Annotated in this window: 17 protein-coding genes and 1 pseudogene; 5 read left to right on the top strand and 13 right to left on the bottom strand. The window is 42.0% G+C overall.

Annotated features, from left to right (window positions below; translation table 11 throughout):
* The first annotated feature begins 189 nt into the window (after window positions 1-189).
* Window positions 190-369 (top strand): hypothetical protein, encoded by a 180-nt coding sequence (locus ACK5MF_RS06460; RefSeq protein ID WP_416920520.1) that lies wholly within the window; start codon window positions 190-192, stop codon window positions 367-369.
* Window positions 370-459: 90 nt separating this feature from the next.
* On the opposite strand, the gene nagK is transcribed toward ACK5MF_RS06460, so the two are convergent.
* The 3 genes from nagK to ACK5MF_RS06475 all read right to left on the bottom strand — a co-directional run bounded on the left by nagK (window position 460) and on the right by ACK5MF_RS06475 (window position 4,606).
* Entirely contained in the window at window positions 460-1,371 is a 912-nt protein-coding gene (gene nagK, locus ACK5MF_RS06465) for an N-acetylglucosamine kinase (RefSeq protein WP_416920494.1), read from the bottom strand.
* A gap of 192 nt (window positions 1,372-1,563) precedes the next feature.
* Window positions 1,564-2,343, bottom strand: a complete 780-nt coding sequence (locus ACK5MF_RS06470) for a tRNA-uridine aminocarboxypropyltransferase (RefSeq protein ID WP_416920495.1) — start codon at window positions 2,341-2,343, stop codon at window positions 1,564-1,566.
* Window positions 2,344-2,572: 229 nt separating this feature from the next.
* On the bottom strand, window positions 2,573-4,606 hold the full coding sequence (locus tag ACK5MF_RS06475) for a methyl-accepting chemotaxis protein (RefSeq protein ID WP_416920497.1): 2,034 nt from the start codon (window positions 4,604-4,606) through the stop codon (window positions 2,573-2,575).
* A 57-nt stretch (window positions 4,607-4,663) separates the two neighbouring features.
* Between ACK5MF_RS06475 and ACK5MF_RS06480 the strand changes: the two genes are divergently transcribed.
* Complete coding sequence (locus ACK5MF_RS06480) at window positions 4,664-5,200, top strand: NlpC/P60 family protein (RefSeq protein ID WP_416920498.1); 537 nt, start codon at window positions 4,664-4,666, stop codon at window positions 5,198-5,200.
* A gap of 1 nt (window position 5,201) precedes the next feature.
* Here ACK5MF_RS06480 and ACK5MF_RS06485 read toward each other — a convergent pair whose 3' ends face one another.
* Complete coding sequence (locus ACK5MF_RS06485; protein ID WP_416920500.1) at window positions 5,202-5,543, bottom strand: DUF3802 family protein; 342 nt, start codon at window positions 5,541-5,543, stop codon at window positions 5,202-5,204.
* 387 nt (window positions 5,544-5,930) lie between these two features.
* Here ACK5MF_RS06485 and ACK5MF_RS06490 point away from each other — a divergent pair, with 387 nt between their 5' ends.
* Complete coding sequence (locus ACK5MF_RS06490) at window positions 5,931-6,797, top strand: fructosamine kinase family protein (protein ID WP_416920501.1); 867 nt, start codon at window positions 5,931-5,933, stop codon at window positions 6,795-6,797.
* Window positions 6,798-6,965: 168 nt separating this feature from the next.
* A complete protein-coding gene (locus ACK5MF_RS06495; protein WP_416920514.1) occupies window positions 6,966-7,169 on the top strand; it encodes a CPXCG motif-containing cysteine-rich protein in 204 nt (67 codons plus the stop codon).
* A gap of 35 nt (window positions 7,170-7,204) precedes the next feature.
* Here the strand turns inward: ACK5MF_RS06495 and ACK5MF_RS06500 are convergent.
* Window positions 7,205-7,803: pseudogene (locus ACK5MF_RS06500) on the bottom strand (riboflavin synthase subunit alpha).
* A gap of 111 nt (window positions 7,804-7,914) precedes the next feature.
* Here ACK5MF_RS06500 and ACK5MF_RS06505 point away from each other — a divergent pair.
* Entirely contained in the window at window positions 7,915-9,285 is a 1,371-nt protein-coding gene (locus tag ACK5MF_RS06505) for an MATE family efflux transporter (RefSeq protein WP_416920502.1), read from the top strand.
* A 26-nt stretch (window positions 9,286-9,311) separates the two neighbouring features.
* Here the strand turns inward: ACK5MF_RS06505 and ACK5MF_RS06510 are convergent, their stop codons facing one another.
* The 8 genes from ACK5MF_RS06510 to ACK5MF_RS06545 form a co-directional block, all read right to left on the bottom strand.
* Window positions 9,312-9,449 carry a hypothetical protein gene (locus ACK5MF_RS06510; protein WP_416920504.1) on the bottom strand — a complete coding sequence of 46 codons (138 nt, stop codon included), beginning with the start codon at window positions 9,447-9,449 and terminating at the stop codon, window positions 9,312-9,314.
* Window positions 9,450-9,546: 97 nt separating this feature from the next.
* Entirely contained in the window at window positions 9,547-10,275 is a 729-nt protein-coding gene (locus ACK5MF_RS06515; RefSeq protein ID WP_416920506.1) for a siderophore ferric iron reductase, read from the bottom strand.
* A gap of 104 nt (window positions 10,276-10,379) precedes the next feature.
* A complete protein-coding gene (locus ACK5MF_RS06520; protein ID WP_416920516.1) occupies window positions 10,380-11,570 on the bottom strand; it encodes a tetratricopeptide repeat protein in 1,191 nt (396 codons plus the stop codon).
* On the bottom strand, window positions 11,570-12,190 hold the full coding sequence (locus ACK5MF_RS06525) for an energy transducer TonB (RefSeq protein ID WP_416920507.1): 621 nt from the start codon (window positions 12,188-12,190) through the stop codon (window positions 11,570-11,572). The genes ACK5MF_RS06520 and ACK5MF_RS06525 overlap by 1 nt, the downstream gene beginning before the upstream one ends.
* On the bottom strand, window positions 12,190-12,594 hold the full coding sequence (locus ACK5MF_RS06530) for an ExbD/TolR family protein (protein ID WP_165311415.1): 405 nt from the start codon (window positions 12,592-12,594) through the stop codon (window positions 12,190-12,192). The genes ACK5MF_RS06525 and ACK5MF_RS06530 overlap by 1 nt, the downstream gene beginning before the upstream one ends.
* Window positions 12,591-13,133 (bottom strand): MotA/TolQ/ExbB proton channel family protein, encoded by a 543-nt coding sequence (locus tag ACK5MF_RS06535; protein ID WP_416920510.1) that lies wholly within the window; start codon window positions 13,131-13,133, stop codon window positions 12,591-12,593. Before ACK5MF_RS06535 ends, ACK5MF_RS06530 begins: the two co-directional genes overlap by 4 nt.
* 9 nt (window positions 13,134-13,142) lie before the next feature.
* A complete protein-coding gene (locus ACK5MF_RS06540) occupies window positions 13,143-14,510 on the bottom strand; it encodes a MotA/TolQ/ExbB proton channel family protein (protein ID WP_416920512.1) in 1,368 nt (455 codons plus the stop codon).
* Window position 14,511: 1 nt separating this feature from the next.
* The gene (locus ACK5MF_RS06545) at window positions 14,512-15,279 is read right to left on the bottom strand and encodes a DUF3450 domain-containing protein (protein ID WP_416920518.1); all 768 of its coding nucleotides are present in this window, start codon (window positions 15,277-15,279) and stop codon (window positions 14,512-14,514) included.
* Between the last annotated feature and the right edge of the window lie 583 nt (window positions 15,280-15,862).

The following is a 15,862-nucleotide window of genomic DNA, read 5'->3' on the forward strand; positions in this document are numbered from 1 at the left end:
TATTCGACATTAAATCGGTTCAACTACCTTTTGATTATAATGAATATAAAGTCTGTATTTATTGGCATCCGAGTCGAAATGGTGATTTAGCAAACCAATGGTTCAGGGGTGAAATTGCAGCATTATTTCCAAATAACGCCGAATCATAGCAATAGCCTAAAAGCAATATAATGTATAAGGGCTAATTATATGAGTGTTTTTGGAGATAAGAAGCTTAGCGTACGTTTTCGTTCCATTGGGCTTCAGACCCCTGTACGTAACTATCGCGATAACCATTTCAAGAAATTAGGTTTTGGCGTTATCACTCTAAAACCTAAAGAGAATTTAGGCGTCGGACATAAACCAAAACCTCAAGTAGAACCGTCCTAGCTAAAACATGCTCAAATTGAGCATTGGTGGAACAGCGAAGAGGGCTTGATCACTCAAGCCCTCTTCTATTTCACTCGATGAAAATCGGTATTATTTGATGTTCAAGAATGCAGCACCACGCACGCCGCCAGAATCACCATGTTTTGCTTTAATGATTTTTGGGCATTTTGCGACAGAAAGGAGATGCTTAGAGATGCGCTTAGGCACTTCCTGGTAAATCAAATCAAAATTCGATAGACCGCCGCCAAGAACAACAACATGCGGATCGTGCGCTGTAAATATGTTGCCAAAACAAATCGCTAACAGCTCCATAAACAGGTCAACATGTTTAACGGCTTTTTCTTCACCTTCACTGTATGCGTTGATGATATCAATCGCTTTTTTCTTTTCACCATTGTTGTGAGCATAAATTAACTCAAAACCACGACCTGAAAGGTAATTATCCATACAACCTTTATTGCCACAGCCACATTGTAATAACGGAGCTTTATCGCCACCTAAATGGAACCAAGCATCGATTGGCAAACGCATGTGGCCAATCTCTCCTGCTACGTGGTTACGACCAGAAAATACTTTACCGTTATAGATGAGACCGCCACCAAAACCTGTTCCTAGGATCAAGCCTAGTACTGATGGCTCATCTTTCAGCTCTTCATCCCATGCTTCAGAAAGCGCAAAACAGTTCGCATCGTTTTCAATTTTCACGCTACGACCAATTTCAGCTTCTAGGTCAGCACGCAACGGCTTCCCGTTTGCTGAAGGTACGTTTACGGTCAATACCGTTGCATCGTCAGCGTCTTCCATACCTGGCAGACCTAAACCGATCGTACCTTCTACGCCAAATTCAGCATCATATTTAGCAACTAACGCAGCAATTGTTTCAACAAGTTGTTGGTAGTCCTCTGTTGGTGTCGGAACACGTTCAGTAGCAACACGCTCAAGTTTTTCATTGAACGCACCAAATTCAATCTTAGTGCCGCCGACATCAAAGCCGTAATACATGCAAACCTCTCCTACTCAATCCCGGTAATAGGGAAATTATTTCAAGCGATTCGCTCCCCAATTGCGCTATCCCCATCTAAATAGCAAAAATCGCTAAACAGATATCAGCGTAATTAATTCGCGATTAAAAATATTGGGTCATTATCCATAACCCATCCTATGCAGTCCGTGACCAAACACTTATTTATCTGGCTACAAGTGTTGATCGCGCAAATGTGAAGCAGTATTGAGTGCTCGGTCGCAATCCACGCTTTGTATGAATTGCAAGTAATCTCTAAGGGCTGTTTTTTCTGCTTTTGGTTTTATACGAGTTTTACCTAGCAGATAACTTTCTTTAAAGGTCTCAAACCATAAGCGTAGCGTTTCCGCCCCCAGTTGCTCCCCAAATTTATCTAACACGAGGCTTGCCACTTCGGCAGTAGCTAGATGCTGTTCATTATCCGATTTTCTCATCACGTATTGCGATAACACTTGTGGCTCGATAGAAATCAGCGGCAAAGCAGACAAATATGGTGATCGACGAACAATTCTTTTCGCTTCCCGCCAACTTCCGTCGACGAAGATAAGCAGTATTTTTTTACCAACTGCTATATTTTTCACTTCATGCATCACTCTTGCATGTTCTTCCTTAGTTTCCGCAGGAAAAACCAATACCGGGAAATAAGACGGATCTTGCAAAAGACCCAACATCTGAGAATCCGGTTCAGTACGATTCCATTGGTAAACATAAGTCTCTTTTACCGTGTCAGCAATAAGTCGACCAGTGTTGCTCGGCTTAAACACTTCTTGCTGCGAAACAATAAGTAATACCGCAACTTGTGTGTCAATATCCGGCTGATGCTTACACAAGCAATGCGTTAAACCCACATTGCAATAAGCACAGCGTTGAATTTTGCAACCGCGAGCCAAAAAAGGTTTTGTTGAGCGTTCGAGCCGATATTGGTACAAACGATGGAAAGCATGGATTCTCATATTTATTGAAGTACACGAGTTTGCAAGTATTGAAAACTTTGGATGACTGAAAATAGCGCAGAGTGTAACTGCTGTGACTTGAGTTCTCCAGCGTAATTTAAGACACCCGATATGCATAGTCACAATGAGATGAGAATTGGCTTGTTCGTGTTCAAACGTTTTAGAACAATGGTTGGATAAAGTGCTTACCCAACCATTTAGGGAACAATAATCCAGACGGATTAAAAGGCTAACTCAATGCGTATTTGGTGAGCATCGCTTTTTGTTGACCGGCGATGTTTGCCACTTGCTGCGAGCTATCAACCATAGACTCTAGCTGCTGTTTGGTTTGCGTCGCTTGATCTGAAATTTGCACGATAGAACGACTGACATCAGCCGTTGCACGTTCTTGCTCTTCAGTCGCAACCGAAATTTGCTCTATTCGCGCTCGAATATGAGCAACCACACTTTCGATATCTGTAAACGTTAGCTTCACTTCATCACTAGATTGCAATGCAGACACCATCTCATCTCTGGAATCCCATACCGCTTGCCGTGATTTTGCTGCTGATGCTTGTAGCTGGCTCATCATGTCACGGATACTCCCAGTTTGCTGGGTTGTGTCTTGAGCGAGTTTGCGTACTTCATCTGCCACCACTGCAAAACCCCGTCCGTGTTCACCCGCGCGCGCCGCTTCGATAGCGGCGTTTAATGCCAATAAGTTGGTGCTCTCTGCGATACCTGTAATAAGGTCAACTAATTCACTGATTCTTGCAACACTGCTCTCTAGCTCACTCATAGCCGTTTCATTAATATTCAATGATTGTTCCAAAGCATGTAATCGGTAACGGTTTTCTTCTACAGCTTTAACCCCCTGCGAAGAATGCTCTGCCGCTGTGACAGAATCTGTGTATGAATCATTAGTCACACCAGCAATCACCCTAATCGATGCTTCCAATTGGTTGATGGTTGTAACCATACTCAATAGCGCTTCATTTTGTCGCGACAAACCTTGATTCGAATACTCTGCGGCATCATGACTTAATTGGGCGGTCTGGTAGAGCGATTCACAGTTTGACGTCACAATTGTTAATGATTCATTTGTAGATTCAATAACTTGATTGAGCTTCCTGGCAATATCGTGAAATTCCATCGGCCCCATCAGATTAGCCTTATGACTGAAATCATGCTCAGTCATAAGAGTAAGATTTTGGGTGATATTATTCATACCGTTGTTAACCCAAACTCTCAACCAGAGCCATGAAACCACGACAATCGCTACTAATAAGGTACCGCCAACAAGCAAGGTTAAAGTAATTTCGTTGATTGTTCTTTGTACTTCATGTTCTTTCGTTTGAATAATATCAGTAGTGATTTGAGATAATGCGGCGAGCTGATCTGCAATATTGTCCGCTATCAAGGCTGCCTGGGCAAAATCGTCGTTTTGTATTTGTGCAGTTTCCAAACGAATCATTATTTGATCGAGTATGCCACCAGATTTAAAACCATCCAAAACCATCTGATAGGGTGCTGTCAGGCTTGCAAACTCTTTGACATCTGGGTGCCACTCTTTGAAATCATCAAATGCTAGTTCAAGACCTGAAATACGTGTTTTTAGCTCTTTGTATTCGGTCTGCGCCAGTTCCATTTCGTTTTGTACCATAAACAGAATAAACGTACTTTCCATCACACCTGAAGCAGCTACAAATCGATTCGCCGCATCCATAGATTCGGCATTGTCGATGGCTAGAAATGAAGCGATACGGTTCATTTCTGGCCCAATCGAACTTAGACCATATCGAAATCCGCTTGCTTGCTCCGCAATTTTTGCCGTTTGTTCAAGTTGTGTTTGCTGTGACTGCATAATTGATGCTGAATATTGAGCAAACTTGGCAATATTCAGCGTCAATTCTTGTTGTAGAGTTGGGTCGAGCAATGTTGCGAATTGTTGAGCGATCCCTTTCATCTCTTCTAGTCGTTTGGTCGCGTTTTGATCCAACGCTTGTAAGTCAGTACGAATGCTATTTAATTCTTCGAGCGATTTTGCCCTTGTCCCATAGCCGATGTATTTAACTTGTTCGAGTATATTTTGAGTTAGCGCGGCATTATTGGTGGACAATGGCAGAGCTCGCTCAGATAAGTGACTAAATTGATAGCCGATTTTGTCAATGCCACGAACACTAGCGATAGAAAGAAGTATGGCAAGTAAGGTTATGGTGACAAAAATAACAGAAAGTGTTTGAATAAGTGAAAACGTTATTCGGGGCTTAGCAGAATAATTCATTTCAAAGGTAGTCCGATACCAGTTTAAATACAACGTCCGGTATTTTAGGAAATTTTTATGACATATTTATTTCAGAAATCAATAACTAGCCGCAGAGTATTTGTGGCTGTTATGTTGTTATTGGTCACCGGATGTGCTCAGAAGCAAAGCGTTAATCTCGATAGTTCCCAACAACCAGAAACTGTAAATGTCAACTTCGAAGCAGAAGACGTCGTTAGGCGAGAAGCGTCTTTTTTCAGTATTTATAACCAATGGCAAGGGGTTCCCTACCGGTTAGGCGGGAATGATAAGGAAGGGATTGATTGCTCTGCTTTTGTTCAAATTGCTTATCGTGATGCATGGCAACTACCTTTACCAAGAACGACAAAGTCTCAAAGCAAAATTGGCGAAAATGTTAAATATGCGTCGGCTCAATACGGCGATTTAGTCTTTTTTAAAACAACAAAAACCACCAATCATGTCGGAGTTTATTTGGGGAACCTGAGATTTATGCACGCTTCGACATCTCAAGGGGTCATCATTTCACGTTTAGATAACCCCTACTGGGCTTCTAAATTTTGGCAATTTAGAAGAATCGACAACGTTACCGAATAACTTAATCGTAGGTAGCAACGGCCGTATCAAATAAGTTTTTCACCAACGCAATGTATTCATCGAGGAAAATGATTTGCTCATTCGTTGCCGGTTTAGCCCATACTCCGGCAAGCACCTCACCTAAATCTTCCACAACAGAATCGACTTCTTTTAGAAGCTGGAAACGTACACTTGAATGAAGTTCAGGGTTCTGTTCGAAAACAGCCATAATATTACTCGCTACCATATCAGTAACGACATCTTCAACGCTTTCTTTACCGATGTCACCGCCATTGGTGAATACATCCATATTGAATGCAAGATGTTCTATTAGCGCTAAATAACCATCGGTTTCTACAACCACTTTAATTCTCCGCTTTACTGCTTCGTCGCCAGTAACTCACTGTACCTTGAATAATACTAAGCTATGTGAAGAAAATTTCACACATTTGATATGTTTGCTTGATGAATTTTCTATCGATTCATTGATGAAAATCTAACTTAGCCGAGGAAAGCAATAAAACTCTACTCGCTAAGTGACCAAATAAACTAATGATTAGTTTAATTTGACCGTCAATTCATTCAAAAGGCAACAAAGAAACAAAAAACGTTTTATGCGTTGGCTCACAAATATGTCCTTTAACAGGCTAGCAAAACTAAGTTAATGAAATTATTTGCTTTAAGGTTCAGTAAAGTCACACTTGATGTTCTAAAATAAAACTGTTCAAAGAACGCTCATGGAGTTTATACTATGTGGCAAGCTATCACCCAACAACTCTCAGATACCTTAATGTTCCAATTCGACCTGGTAGAAAAAACAAAACTACAAGGAGGAGACATTAGTGAAAGTTACATGATTACCGACGGTAAAGAGCGGTATTTTGTGAAGCTCAATGACCGCAATTTTTTACCAAACTTCGAAGCCGAAACAGAAAACTTACGAATTCTACGAGAAAGCAATAGTATTCATGTCCCCGAGCATGTCCTTACTGGCAGCACCAAAGATCAAGCGTTCATTATTTTAAATTACTTAGTCACAAAGCCGATTGATGACCCAGCAAACAGTTTTAAACTCGGTCGGCAGCTTGCCAAACTGCATCAATGGGGCGATCAAAAAGAGTATGGTTTTGATATCGATAACTACTTAGGCAGTATTGTGCAACCGAATAATTGGACGAAGAAATGGTGTCAGTTTTTTGCCGAACAAAGAATCGGTTGGCAACTGCAACTGATGCATGAAAAAGGTGTTCATTTGATTAACATTAACGAATTTGTTGACGTTATTAAGCAGAGATTAGCCAACCACTCGCCCCGTCCAGCTTTATTACATGGCAACTTATGGAGCGAGAACGTTGCGAATTCGCCTGTAGGTCCGATTTGCTATGATCCAGCCACTTACTGGGGAGACCGAGAGTGTGATATCGCTATGACAGAATTGTTTAACGGCTTCCAGCCTGAATTTTATCAAGCTTATGAAGAAGTACTGCCATTAGATTTTGGTTATGTAGAAAGGAAGGATATCTACAACCTCTACCATATACTTAATCACTACAATCACTTTGGTGGACATTATTTAGATGAAGCGGATGATTTGATCAAAAAAATTCTGTCATTCTAAACTTATTAACTAACCTTTTATATGATTAAAAATAAACGCCAAAAGAGCTAATAATCATTAGCTCTTTTTCTGCTTTCAATGTTCACAATTTGCACTTATTTCTCGCTCAGAATCAACTTATCGTCTTACTATTAAATCAACAATAATAAAAACAGAGCGAGAATCATGATGAAAGACTTTATCCAAAAAACCATTATTTGCCCCCACTGTGGGCACCATGTTCCGGTTACGTTGGACTCTTCAAACGGTAGCCAAGAGTTTTATGACGACTGTCCTGCTTGTTGCAATCCAATTCATATGAATCTGACAATTAATGAGCAACTTGATAGCGTCGATCTACAAGTCGATGCTGATGACGAACAAATTTTCTAGTCCACTGAGTTTAGACTCTAGTTTTTAAGCCGAACTTATTGTTTGGCAGCAAGCACTCGTTCAACGGTATCGACTATCGCTTGGGTTTGAGCATCAAGCTCAACATTCACTTTGTCACCGACAGTTCGTTGACCAAAGAGCGTTCTTTGCAACGTTTCTGGTATCAGATGCACATTGAAGCTATTTTTATTAACCTCTCCTATCGTTAATGAACAACCATCTAAGCCGATAAATCCCTTCGGTAACACATACTTCATATAAGTATCTGCGAGTTCAAACCAAATTGTTTTATTGTTTGGCGTGTCAATCACTTGCTTAATTATCGCGGTATCCATAATATGACCGGACATGCTATGACCACCAATCTCATCGCCGCTCTTTCAATGTTTACCATAGAGCCAATATTAAGTTCTCCTAAGTTTGTGAGTTTGAGCGTTTCTTGCATTAAATCGAATGAAACACAGTTGTCATTTATCTGCGTTACCGTTAAGCAGCATCCGTTATGAGCTATCGAAGCACCAATGGTTATTCCTTTAGTTAGTGAGTGTTCTAACTCAATAACATGGGTTTGAAACTTGTCTTTTTTATTAATAGCCACGACTTTCGCCATGCCTTGTACAATGCCAGTAAACATTTTGTATTTCCGATAGTTTTTTCGTGGTGATCAGTGTTACATTTCTTTATCATTCCCACCAGTACGGCCCGCCGATTAATTAAGCAGTAAGTATTCCCTTCGGAGAAGTTTGTGCAACATTATAAAAATGAAATAAAAAAATTAGTAAAGTTATCAACGCCAGTTCTTATTGCTTCCATCGCTCAAACCGGCATGAGTTTCGTCGATACCGTTATGGCTGGTGGTGTAAGTGCCATTGACTTAGCGGCAGTATCTGTCGCTTCCAGTATTTGGATGCCAACGATTCTATTTGGTATTGGTCTTTTAATGGCACTGGTACCTGTAGTCGCTCAGCTTAACGGTTCAGGCAAACAGCATAAAATTGCGTCTGAAATACACCAAGGTGGATTTTTAGCGTTAATCGTTTCTATTCCTACTATTCTTGTATTACTGCAAGCCAGTACCATTTTGCGGTTGATGGAAGTTGAGCCATTAATGGCAGAAAAAACTATTGGCTACATTAACGCAATGATCTTTGCAGTGCCTGCATTTTTGCTATTTCAAGTATTACGTAGCTTTGCTGAGGGTATGTCATTAACCAAACCAGCCATGGTTATTGGCTTCTTCGGTCTATTGATAAACATACCGCTCAACTGGGTCTTCGTTTACGGTAAGTTAGGAGCCCCTGCGCTAGGTGGTGTTGGATGTGGCGTAGCGACTTTGATCGTCTACTGGCTGATGTTCCTGATGTTGTTATTCTACGTAGCAACGTCCAATCGACTTGCTCACGTGAAACTGCTCGCTCATTTTCATAAACCCCATTTCAAACCCCAGTGGCGCTTATTCAGATTGGGCTTGCCTGTTGCAGCGGCTTTGTTCTTCGAAGTGACGTTATTTGCGGTAGTCGCTGTCGCTTTAGCGCCTTTGGGCTCTTTAGTTGTCGCATCACATCAGGTCTCAATTAACTTTTCTTCGTTAATTTTCATGTTACCGATGAGTATTGGGGCTGCCGTTTCTATACGTGTTGGACATACGCTCGGAGAAGAAGATGTACAAGGCGCAGCCGTTGCATCCCATGTTGGGTTGTTTTTTGGTGTTGTTACCGCATTAATTACCGCGGCTTTCACTGTGACCTTTCGTGAACAAATAGCACATCTCTACACGGATAACAGAGAAGTTGTTGCCCTTTCTATGCAGTTGCTTCTTTTCGCTGGCATCTATCAGTGTACTGACGCGATACAAGTTATCGCTGCGGGTTCACTACGCGGTTATAAAGATATGAACGCAATTTTTGTTCGCACCTTTATCGCTTATTGGCTACTCGGTTTGCCAACCGGATATACCCTAGCGATGACCGATTTAATCGTAGAGCCTATGGGGGCAAAAGGATTTTGGATTGGATTCATTGTCGGCTTAAGTTCAGCGGCTATTATGCTCAGCCACAGGCTTTTATGGATCCAAAAACAAGATCAACAAGTACAGTTGGATTTTGCTTCGAAGTGATCGCTATCTCTTCAATACACAAAAGGTCAGCTACACTGACCTTTTGTACTTTTTTCCCTATCTGATGGCTCAGTTTTCAGATAAGTATCTGATAAACCAGCAAGCACGCTTTGGTAAGTGTCAATCTCACACACAAAAACGATCATTTTTTCGATAAAGCTCATATGTGCTCCTAATTCAAATGATGAACATACACACGATAAATCTTGCTGATTAACCTCGCAAATGGCTTTAACTTATCAGTCAGATAGATATTGCCGATTAAGCCGCTACTTGCTGAATTGCATTCGCTTTACTGGTTTCTAGACGTGGGCAATTGGCACATAGAGGTCGCCCTTCACATTTGTAGACGAGGCAGCAACTGGTTCTGATTACTTTCAATTGTTGGGTAGTTTCATCTACTCTTAAGCTGCTGATGTGTTTATCTGGCAGTTCAAAAGCATCTAACCACAGCTTAGCTTGTTCGAGAATGAGGTCATTCGAATAGCTTGGTCTAAGCTGTTGTAACCGAACTAAACAATTTAAGATTTGGTCTGCAAGTAGATGATTGGTAAACCCGGGGCGAATTCTTCCCCACTGATTAATCGCATCTCTATAACTTTGAAACAAAAGAGATAGCTGTTGACCGGCTTTATTTATCAACGCTGAGCGAGTTGCATGGGTCCACTCGTGGTCTTTGAAATTGAAGCCAGAAATGAAACAATTTTGCTGTTTCTGAGAAATTTTTGCTACATCAGGCAAGGCTCGTTGAGTGTAAATCGCAATGAATGAGACAAACACTGGCTGCCAACAAAGCAGATCCCATGTACGAGTTAACCAGTACGCTTGGCCAGCTTCAGGATGACGTTGTGCTATTTGTGTATAAAGGGATTCAGTCCACGGGGGTACTACATCACTGCTTTGATGTTCAACAAGACTCCCATCAAGATATGGGGTGATGTTTCGTGCATCAACAAATAATTTTTCAAAATGTATAGTAGATAGACCCATAGAGAATAGCCGTGCCGTTAATTTTTATTAATGATATAAATTATCATTACATACTGCAAACTATTATCATTAACATAAAGAGACATCCATAAATGAGTCATAGCTTACGACGTCTGGTTATCTTTTACTTTTCGTAGCTGAGTTAAATATTTTATCCAACTCTTTGCTTCGTCTGATGGTTCAATATGGTTGGCTTTTTTTGCTTCAATCAGCGCGGGTTCAAGTTGATTAAGCTTGTACAACGCCTTGGTGCGGACCAAAGCCACTTGAGCTTGTTTGCCCTTATCTTTGACATTGTCCAGTTCAGATAGCGCATCATCATAACGGGCTTGTTGCATCAGTATCTGCGCAATATTCCAATGGTACTTACCGTCAAATTTTGTCGCTAATGCCCAAGTGTCGATCGCTTTGTCCCACTCTTTCGCTCGCTGCCAATGGAAAGCACGTTCCGTAATCAGATCAACATTGGTTTGCGCTTCTTTTAGTTGTTCTAATACTAGAGCCGCTCGTTCTGGAATACCGTTATGGGCGTAAAGCTGAGCCAACAAACGTAAATCACCATCACTCAATTCAATTTTCTGCAAATGAGCTAAACCTAAGCTGCTAAGTGCATCTTTTTTCTTACCCGTTCTGAGCTCTAAGTTCACCAGTTGTAACCACCAGTTACTGCGCTCAGGCTCTAGATTGATTAATTTTTTAAGTGTTGGGATGGCGGCTTCCCAGCGTTCCAATTGAAGTTGTGCGCCCAGCTTCACCGACAATGGAGTGACCGCATCCGGTTGCTTGAACTTGTCATATTCTGCAATCGCATTCAGCGTTTTCTGCCATTGCTCAATCTGGTAATGCACTTGAGCAATTCGCAACCACAGTTCACTACCATTCTGCGACTGTGGAATATTTTTACTCAGTTGATAATAATGTGGTAATGCTTGCTTATACTGCTGATTCATTAGTAATAAATCGGCTAACATGCGCTCGGTTAACCAGCCCTGATCATCCTTTAACTCACCACTAGTAACGGCTTGTTGCAGAGCGTTGATAGCTGGTTTGATCTGTTCATTCTGCCAATAAAAAACACCTAACATTCGTGAGAAATAAGCTTTGTCATACGCACGGGAAACATCGGCAGCTTTGAGCGTCTCAATCGCTTGAGACAATTTCTCTTCCTGCGCTAGCTGATTCGCTTTCATCGCTTTATTTGCGGCGTATTGGCTCAGCTCCGCAGCAACAGCCATACGAACTGTTACACACCAGGCAGAACTCATCAGCAGTAGACAGACGATTATTCGTTTCATCATTTGGCTAACTTAAACTCCAATTTCACAGATTGTCCCGGTTGAGTCACCGCTTTACCATCCGACAATTTGGGCTGATATTTCCAGTTGCTCAACGCACGAATGGCATCACGCTCAAACACTCTTTTAGGTTCAGACTCAAGCACTTGAATATCGGTTGGTTTGCCAGTTTCATCAATGGTAAAGCTCATTACGACATAGCCCTCAATGCCACGCTGCAAAGCACGGGCTGGGTATGTGGGCTCTACACGATGTAATGGCATTGCTTGTTGGTTCGCGCCAAAATCACCAAAGGTTGGTGCATTGATCGAAATGCCATTAATTGCAGTATCCAAACCTAGCGATGGAACACTTGAAAGTTGTTGTGTATTCGCCACCGTACTCTGCTGTTGTGAAATAGGCGATTGAGGTGGTGGCTGAGGTAACTCTGGCTGTTCAGGTACACTTCGTTGTCTACGCTGCACCTGATTTTCCTGCTCTAACATCACCATGTTAAAGCTAAGAGGCTGGCTAGTCTTGGGCGCACGTTGATTGCCGTTATCAACCATCCACGCCATAAACGCAAATAAGCTGAGAGAGATAAGAGCAGCAATCGGGGTTGCGAACAGTAAACGCAGCATTAACGCTTCTCCGCTGCTAGAGCAATACTCTTAACGCCGGCGCCTTTTGCCGCATCCATCACCTGCACAACTGTACCGTTATATGCGTGTTCGTCCGCTTGAATCACTAAAGATGCTTCAGGTTGTTCCAAAAGCAAATGCTCGAGCGTAGCTTGTACTCGTTCGACATCGACTTGGCGCTTATCAATGTAGATGTCATTAGCAGATGTAATCGCGACGAAAATGCCCGCATCTTTTTGGCTCACTACGTTTGAAGCTGTCGGGCGATTGACTTCTACGCCCGATTCACGCACAAAAGAACTGGTCACGATGAAAAAAATCAACATGATAAATACGATATCCAGCATTGAAGTAAGATCTATTTGTGCCTCTTCTTGCTGAGATTGACGTCTACCGAGTCTCATCGTTGACTCCTTAAAGATTTTTCTAGTTTCATTTCTAATAGACGACAAGTTTTCACTAAACGCGCATGAACAAACATACCTGCTAATGCTGCAACCATACCTGCCATAGTTGGCAGTGTTGCCAGTGAAATACCTGAAGCCATCAATTTAGGATCGCTACTGCCTTGCGTTGCCATCACATCAAATACCGAAATCATGCCAGTGACGGTTCCCAACAAACCTAACATTGGACAGATTGCGACCATCACTTTAATGATGTTTAGATTTTGAGTTAGCGCAATATGTGCTTGCCCTATCCACCCTTGCTTGATGGCGTGAGCATGCCAAGAATTGTGCTCTGTGCGTTGGTGCCAACGTTCAATCCAGTGCTTACGCTGTTTAGGATAGGTAAACACCAGATAAATGATGCGTTCAACGACCAATAGCCAACACACCGCAACAACCGCAGCAAGCCACCACAATACAGCACCACCTTGCTCCATAAATTCATTGAGTGGTAAAAAAAGATTATTGAGAGTCATAAATCCGTCTGATTGCATGTTCAACCTTTACGCCGCGTTGACCATGTTTGTACGAGCAGTTGCACCGCTTTCGCGCTCCGCTTGCTCTGCAACTAAACCGATACCTTGTTTTTCCAGAATATTTCGAATGTTCTCTGCCTGTGAACTCAAGATATTGTGCGCCAGCAATAATGGCATTGCCGCAACTAAGCCTAATACTGTGGTTACCAGTGCCATTGAAATACCACCAGCCATCACTTTAGGGTCACCATTACCAAACTGGGTGATAACTTGGAAAGTCTCAATCATACCTGTCACAGTACCAAGCAGACCGAGCATTGGAGCTAGAGCTGCCAGTAACTTGAGCATGGATAAACCTTTTTCTAAGCCTGTTTGCTCATCGACAACCGCTTCTAACAGGCGCAGCTCTAAAGCTTCAACTGTACGGTGTTTCTCTTTATCGTGTACTGACAACACTCGACCAAGCGGGTTATTACCTGGTTGCTGTGGATTCTTAAGCTGTGCAGAGATCTTTTGCTGAGCAATAGCCAAAGAAACACCTCGGTACAAGGCGATAACCAAACCAATAACCAATAACCCCAAAATGATTTTCCCTACCACACCACCAGCTTCAAGACGCTGCCCCAGTGTTGGTGTAAGCGCCAGTTGCTCAAGTAAAATTCCGTGTGAAGGGTCTAAAACAACTGGAATAGGATTGCCGCTTTCTAAAGTTTTTAACGAGCTCAACGTTGGAGCATTTTCTGGTTGCACCGGATAGGCCACCGCATCTTTACGAGCGTTATTCCACTGTAAGTAACCTTGCTCTGAAACTAAGCCAAATGCGCCGATACGCGTAGCTGGAACACTTTGCTTACGACCATCTCCATCAATTAAGCTGACATCTATTGTTGAAACTTCGCCACTTGCTGACACTTGCTCTTGCATTGCGAGCCATAAACCCGTGAGCTGTTTCATTGATGGTAAAGACTTAGCGGCAACAATATCTTCTATTACGTTTGCATTGGTTTGACGATCAACCCCTGTCACTGATTGGGAAAGATCGCCTTGGATCTCTTTTGCATTTTGACGAACGACACCAAAAATTTCACCAAGGCTTCCGGTTTCTAGTCGTAGTTTCTCTTCCAAACGAGCGAGTGAATCTTCATTTTTAGAAAACTCAGCAGAAAGCTTATCGGCTTGACTTTGTAGATGGTTTCTCTGCGCCATCAATTGCGCTTTTTTATCTTTCAGTTGCTGTTCTGTGCGCTTAAATTCAGCTTCACGCTTTGTATCATGACTGCGTTGCGTTGTGTTTTCCGTTTTTGCTTGGCTAACAATGTCGTTCGCGGCAACAGCAGGCGCGTTAACACCGATAATTAAAGCTGCACATAATAACGGGGCAAATTTGTTTCTCATGTTAATTTACCTCCGCATTAACAAGCGATACAGGAAGAGTGACAAGCGTTGGTGCAATCTGTTTAGCCGCCAAACTATACGCAGTATCGAGATCGGATTTATAGCTGTTCTCCAGCACTTGCCACTGCTTCTGAGCTTGATTCCAAGTCCAGTACTGTGTCGCATTTGGATTGCGAGCGATTAATGCTATACGCCCCAAATATAAGATATCCGCATCAACAGAATCGTTGCCACCCAGCGCAATATGTCCTTGGTATGCGCCTAGCTTACGTCCGTAGTCCATCTCAATTTGATAGGCTTCGAGAATTCTTCTGAACTTTTCCGCATCGCTGACATCGGCTCTTGGCATCATAGACTTCAACTGCTCAAGACGTTCGGTACGCGCTTGTAAACGAATGGGCTTATCTTGCTCAATTGTGGTTTGCAGACCATCAATCATCTGATACATAAGAGGAACAATGCCCTGACGAGTATCTTTAATCTCTTCAATTTGTTTATCCAAACTCACCATTTCTTGTTGCTGGTTTTCCACCAAAGCCTGTAAGTGGTTTCGATAAACTTCTAAGTTCTTTACTTGCTCGCTTAATTGCTCGATTTCAGCTTGAAGCTCAATTGCAGCAGTCGAACTCTTGTCGATTTTCTGCTGGCTTGCAGAGGAAGCGGCATTGGTTTTGTTTTGAATCGCTTTCGCATCATCAAGCGTATTGGCATTGATGGGCAAAGCCATTGCTGCGGAAATAAGAATAAAACTGGGTTTTAAAAGATTCATCATGGTAATCAAATTGCGCGTAGTTGTGCAGGAATGGTATTGATAAAAACTCTCATTATCAACTAGATTTTCATATATTAGCGATTTTTCTCGCTAGTAACAATGATGTGAAGCATGTTAGTTAATGAAACCTCGCCATAAAGCCCAGCTTGCTGCTTGTATGGATACTGTAGATAAAAAAAGATGACAGTTGCCAGTTTCCTCTTGTGATTATCTTGTCACTCATACCATATATGGACCCTCTCTTATTGCAAGAGACAATCATGATAATTTCTGATACTCAATTGCTCCCATATATTCGGCTTTGGGTATCAGATTACCCGCCTTGATGGATATCCGAACCTAGCTTTCATATCATTCGTCGCGGCTTCAATGAGCCCTTGGTATAACCTGATTGGAACTAGGTGGTTATGAGCCTTCAATCATCATATTGTTTCTTTGGCAATTTGTTGAAAAGGTACCTCTGGTTATTCACTCATTGATTATTGTTAGACTGTTTGAATCTTGTAATCTTCTTGTCTACTGACCATAGCCCAAGCAATCCTTGCCATTTTGTTTGCAAGTGCGACACAAGCTTTGTTAA

This window comes from Vibrio sp. (assembly GCF_047973365.1).
In the GTDB taxonomy this organism is placed as follows: Bacteria; Pseudomonadota; Gammaproteobacteria; order Enterobacterales; family Vibrionaceae; genus Vibrio.

What these genes read in the sequence shown, in the direction of transcription:
- ACK5MF_RS06520 (WP_416920516.1), bottom strand. Translation starts at nt 11,570, where the DNA reads ATGAAACGAATAATCGTCTGTCTACTGCTGATGAGTTCTGCCTGGTGT.
- ACK5MF_RS06515 (WP_416920506.1), bottom strand. Translation starts at nt 10,275, where the DNA reads ATGGGTCTATCTACTATACATTTTGAAAAATTATTTGTTGATGCACGA.
- ACK5MF_RS06495 (WP_416920514.1), top strand. Translation starts at nt 6,966, where the DNA reads ATGAAAGACTTTATCCAAAAAACCATTATTTGCCCCCACTGTGGGCAC.
- ACK5MF_RS06470 (WP_416920495.1), bottom strand. Translation starts at nt 2,343, where the DNA reads ATGAGAATCCATGCTTTCCATCGTTTGTACCAATATCGGCTCGAACGC.
- ACK5MF_RS06535 (WP_416920510.1), bottom strand. Translation starts at nt 13,133, where the DNA reads ATGCAATCAGACGGATTTATGACTCTCAATAATCTTTTTTTACCACTC.
- ACK5MF_RS06460 (WP_416920520.1), top strand. Translation starts at nt 190, where the DNA reads ATGAGTGTTTTTGGAGATAAGAAGCTTAGCGTACGTTTTCGTTCCATT.
- ACK5MF_RS06475 (WP_416920497.1), bottom strand. Translation starts at nt 4,606, where the DNA reads ATGAATTATTCTGCTAAGCCCCGAATAACGTTTTCACTTATTCAAACA.
- ACK5MF_RS06490 (WP_416920501.1), top strand. Translation starts at nt 5,931, where the DNA reads ATGTGGCAAGCTATCACCCAACAACTCTCAGATACCTTAATGTTCCAA.
- ACK5MF_RS06540 (WP_416920512.1), bottom strand. Translation starts at nt 14,510, where the DNA reads ATGAGAAACAAATTTGCCCCGTTATTATGTGCAGCTTTAATTATCGGT.
- nagK (WP_416920494.1), bottom strand. Translation starts at nt 1,371, where the DNA reads ATGTATTACGGCTTTGATGTCGGCGGCACTAAGATTGAATTTGGTGCG.
- ACK5MF_RS06480 (WP_416920498.1), top strand. Translation starts at nt 4,664, where the DNA reads ATGACATATTTATTTCAGAAATCAATAACTAGCCGCAGAGTATTTGTG.
- ACK5MF_RS06510 (WP_416920504.1), bottom strand. Translation starts at nt 9,449, where the DNA reads ATGAGCTTTATCGAAAAAATGATCGTTTTTGTGTGTGAGATTGACACT.
- ACK5MF_RS06545 (WP_416920518.1), bottom strand. Translation starts at nt 15,279, where the DNA reads ATGAATCTTTTAAAACCCAGTTTTATTCTTATTTCCGCAGCAATGGCT.
- ACK5MF_RS06530 (WP_165311415.1), bottom strand. Translation starts at nt 12,594, where the DNA reads ATGAGACTCGGTAGACGTCAATCTCAGCAAGAAGAGGCACAAATAGAT.
- ACK5MF_RS06525 (WP_416920507.1), bottom strand. Translation starts at nt 12,190, where the DNA reads ATGCTGCGTTTACTGTTCGCAACCCCGATTGCTGCTCTTATCTCTCTC.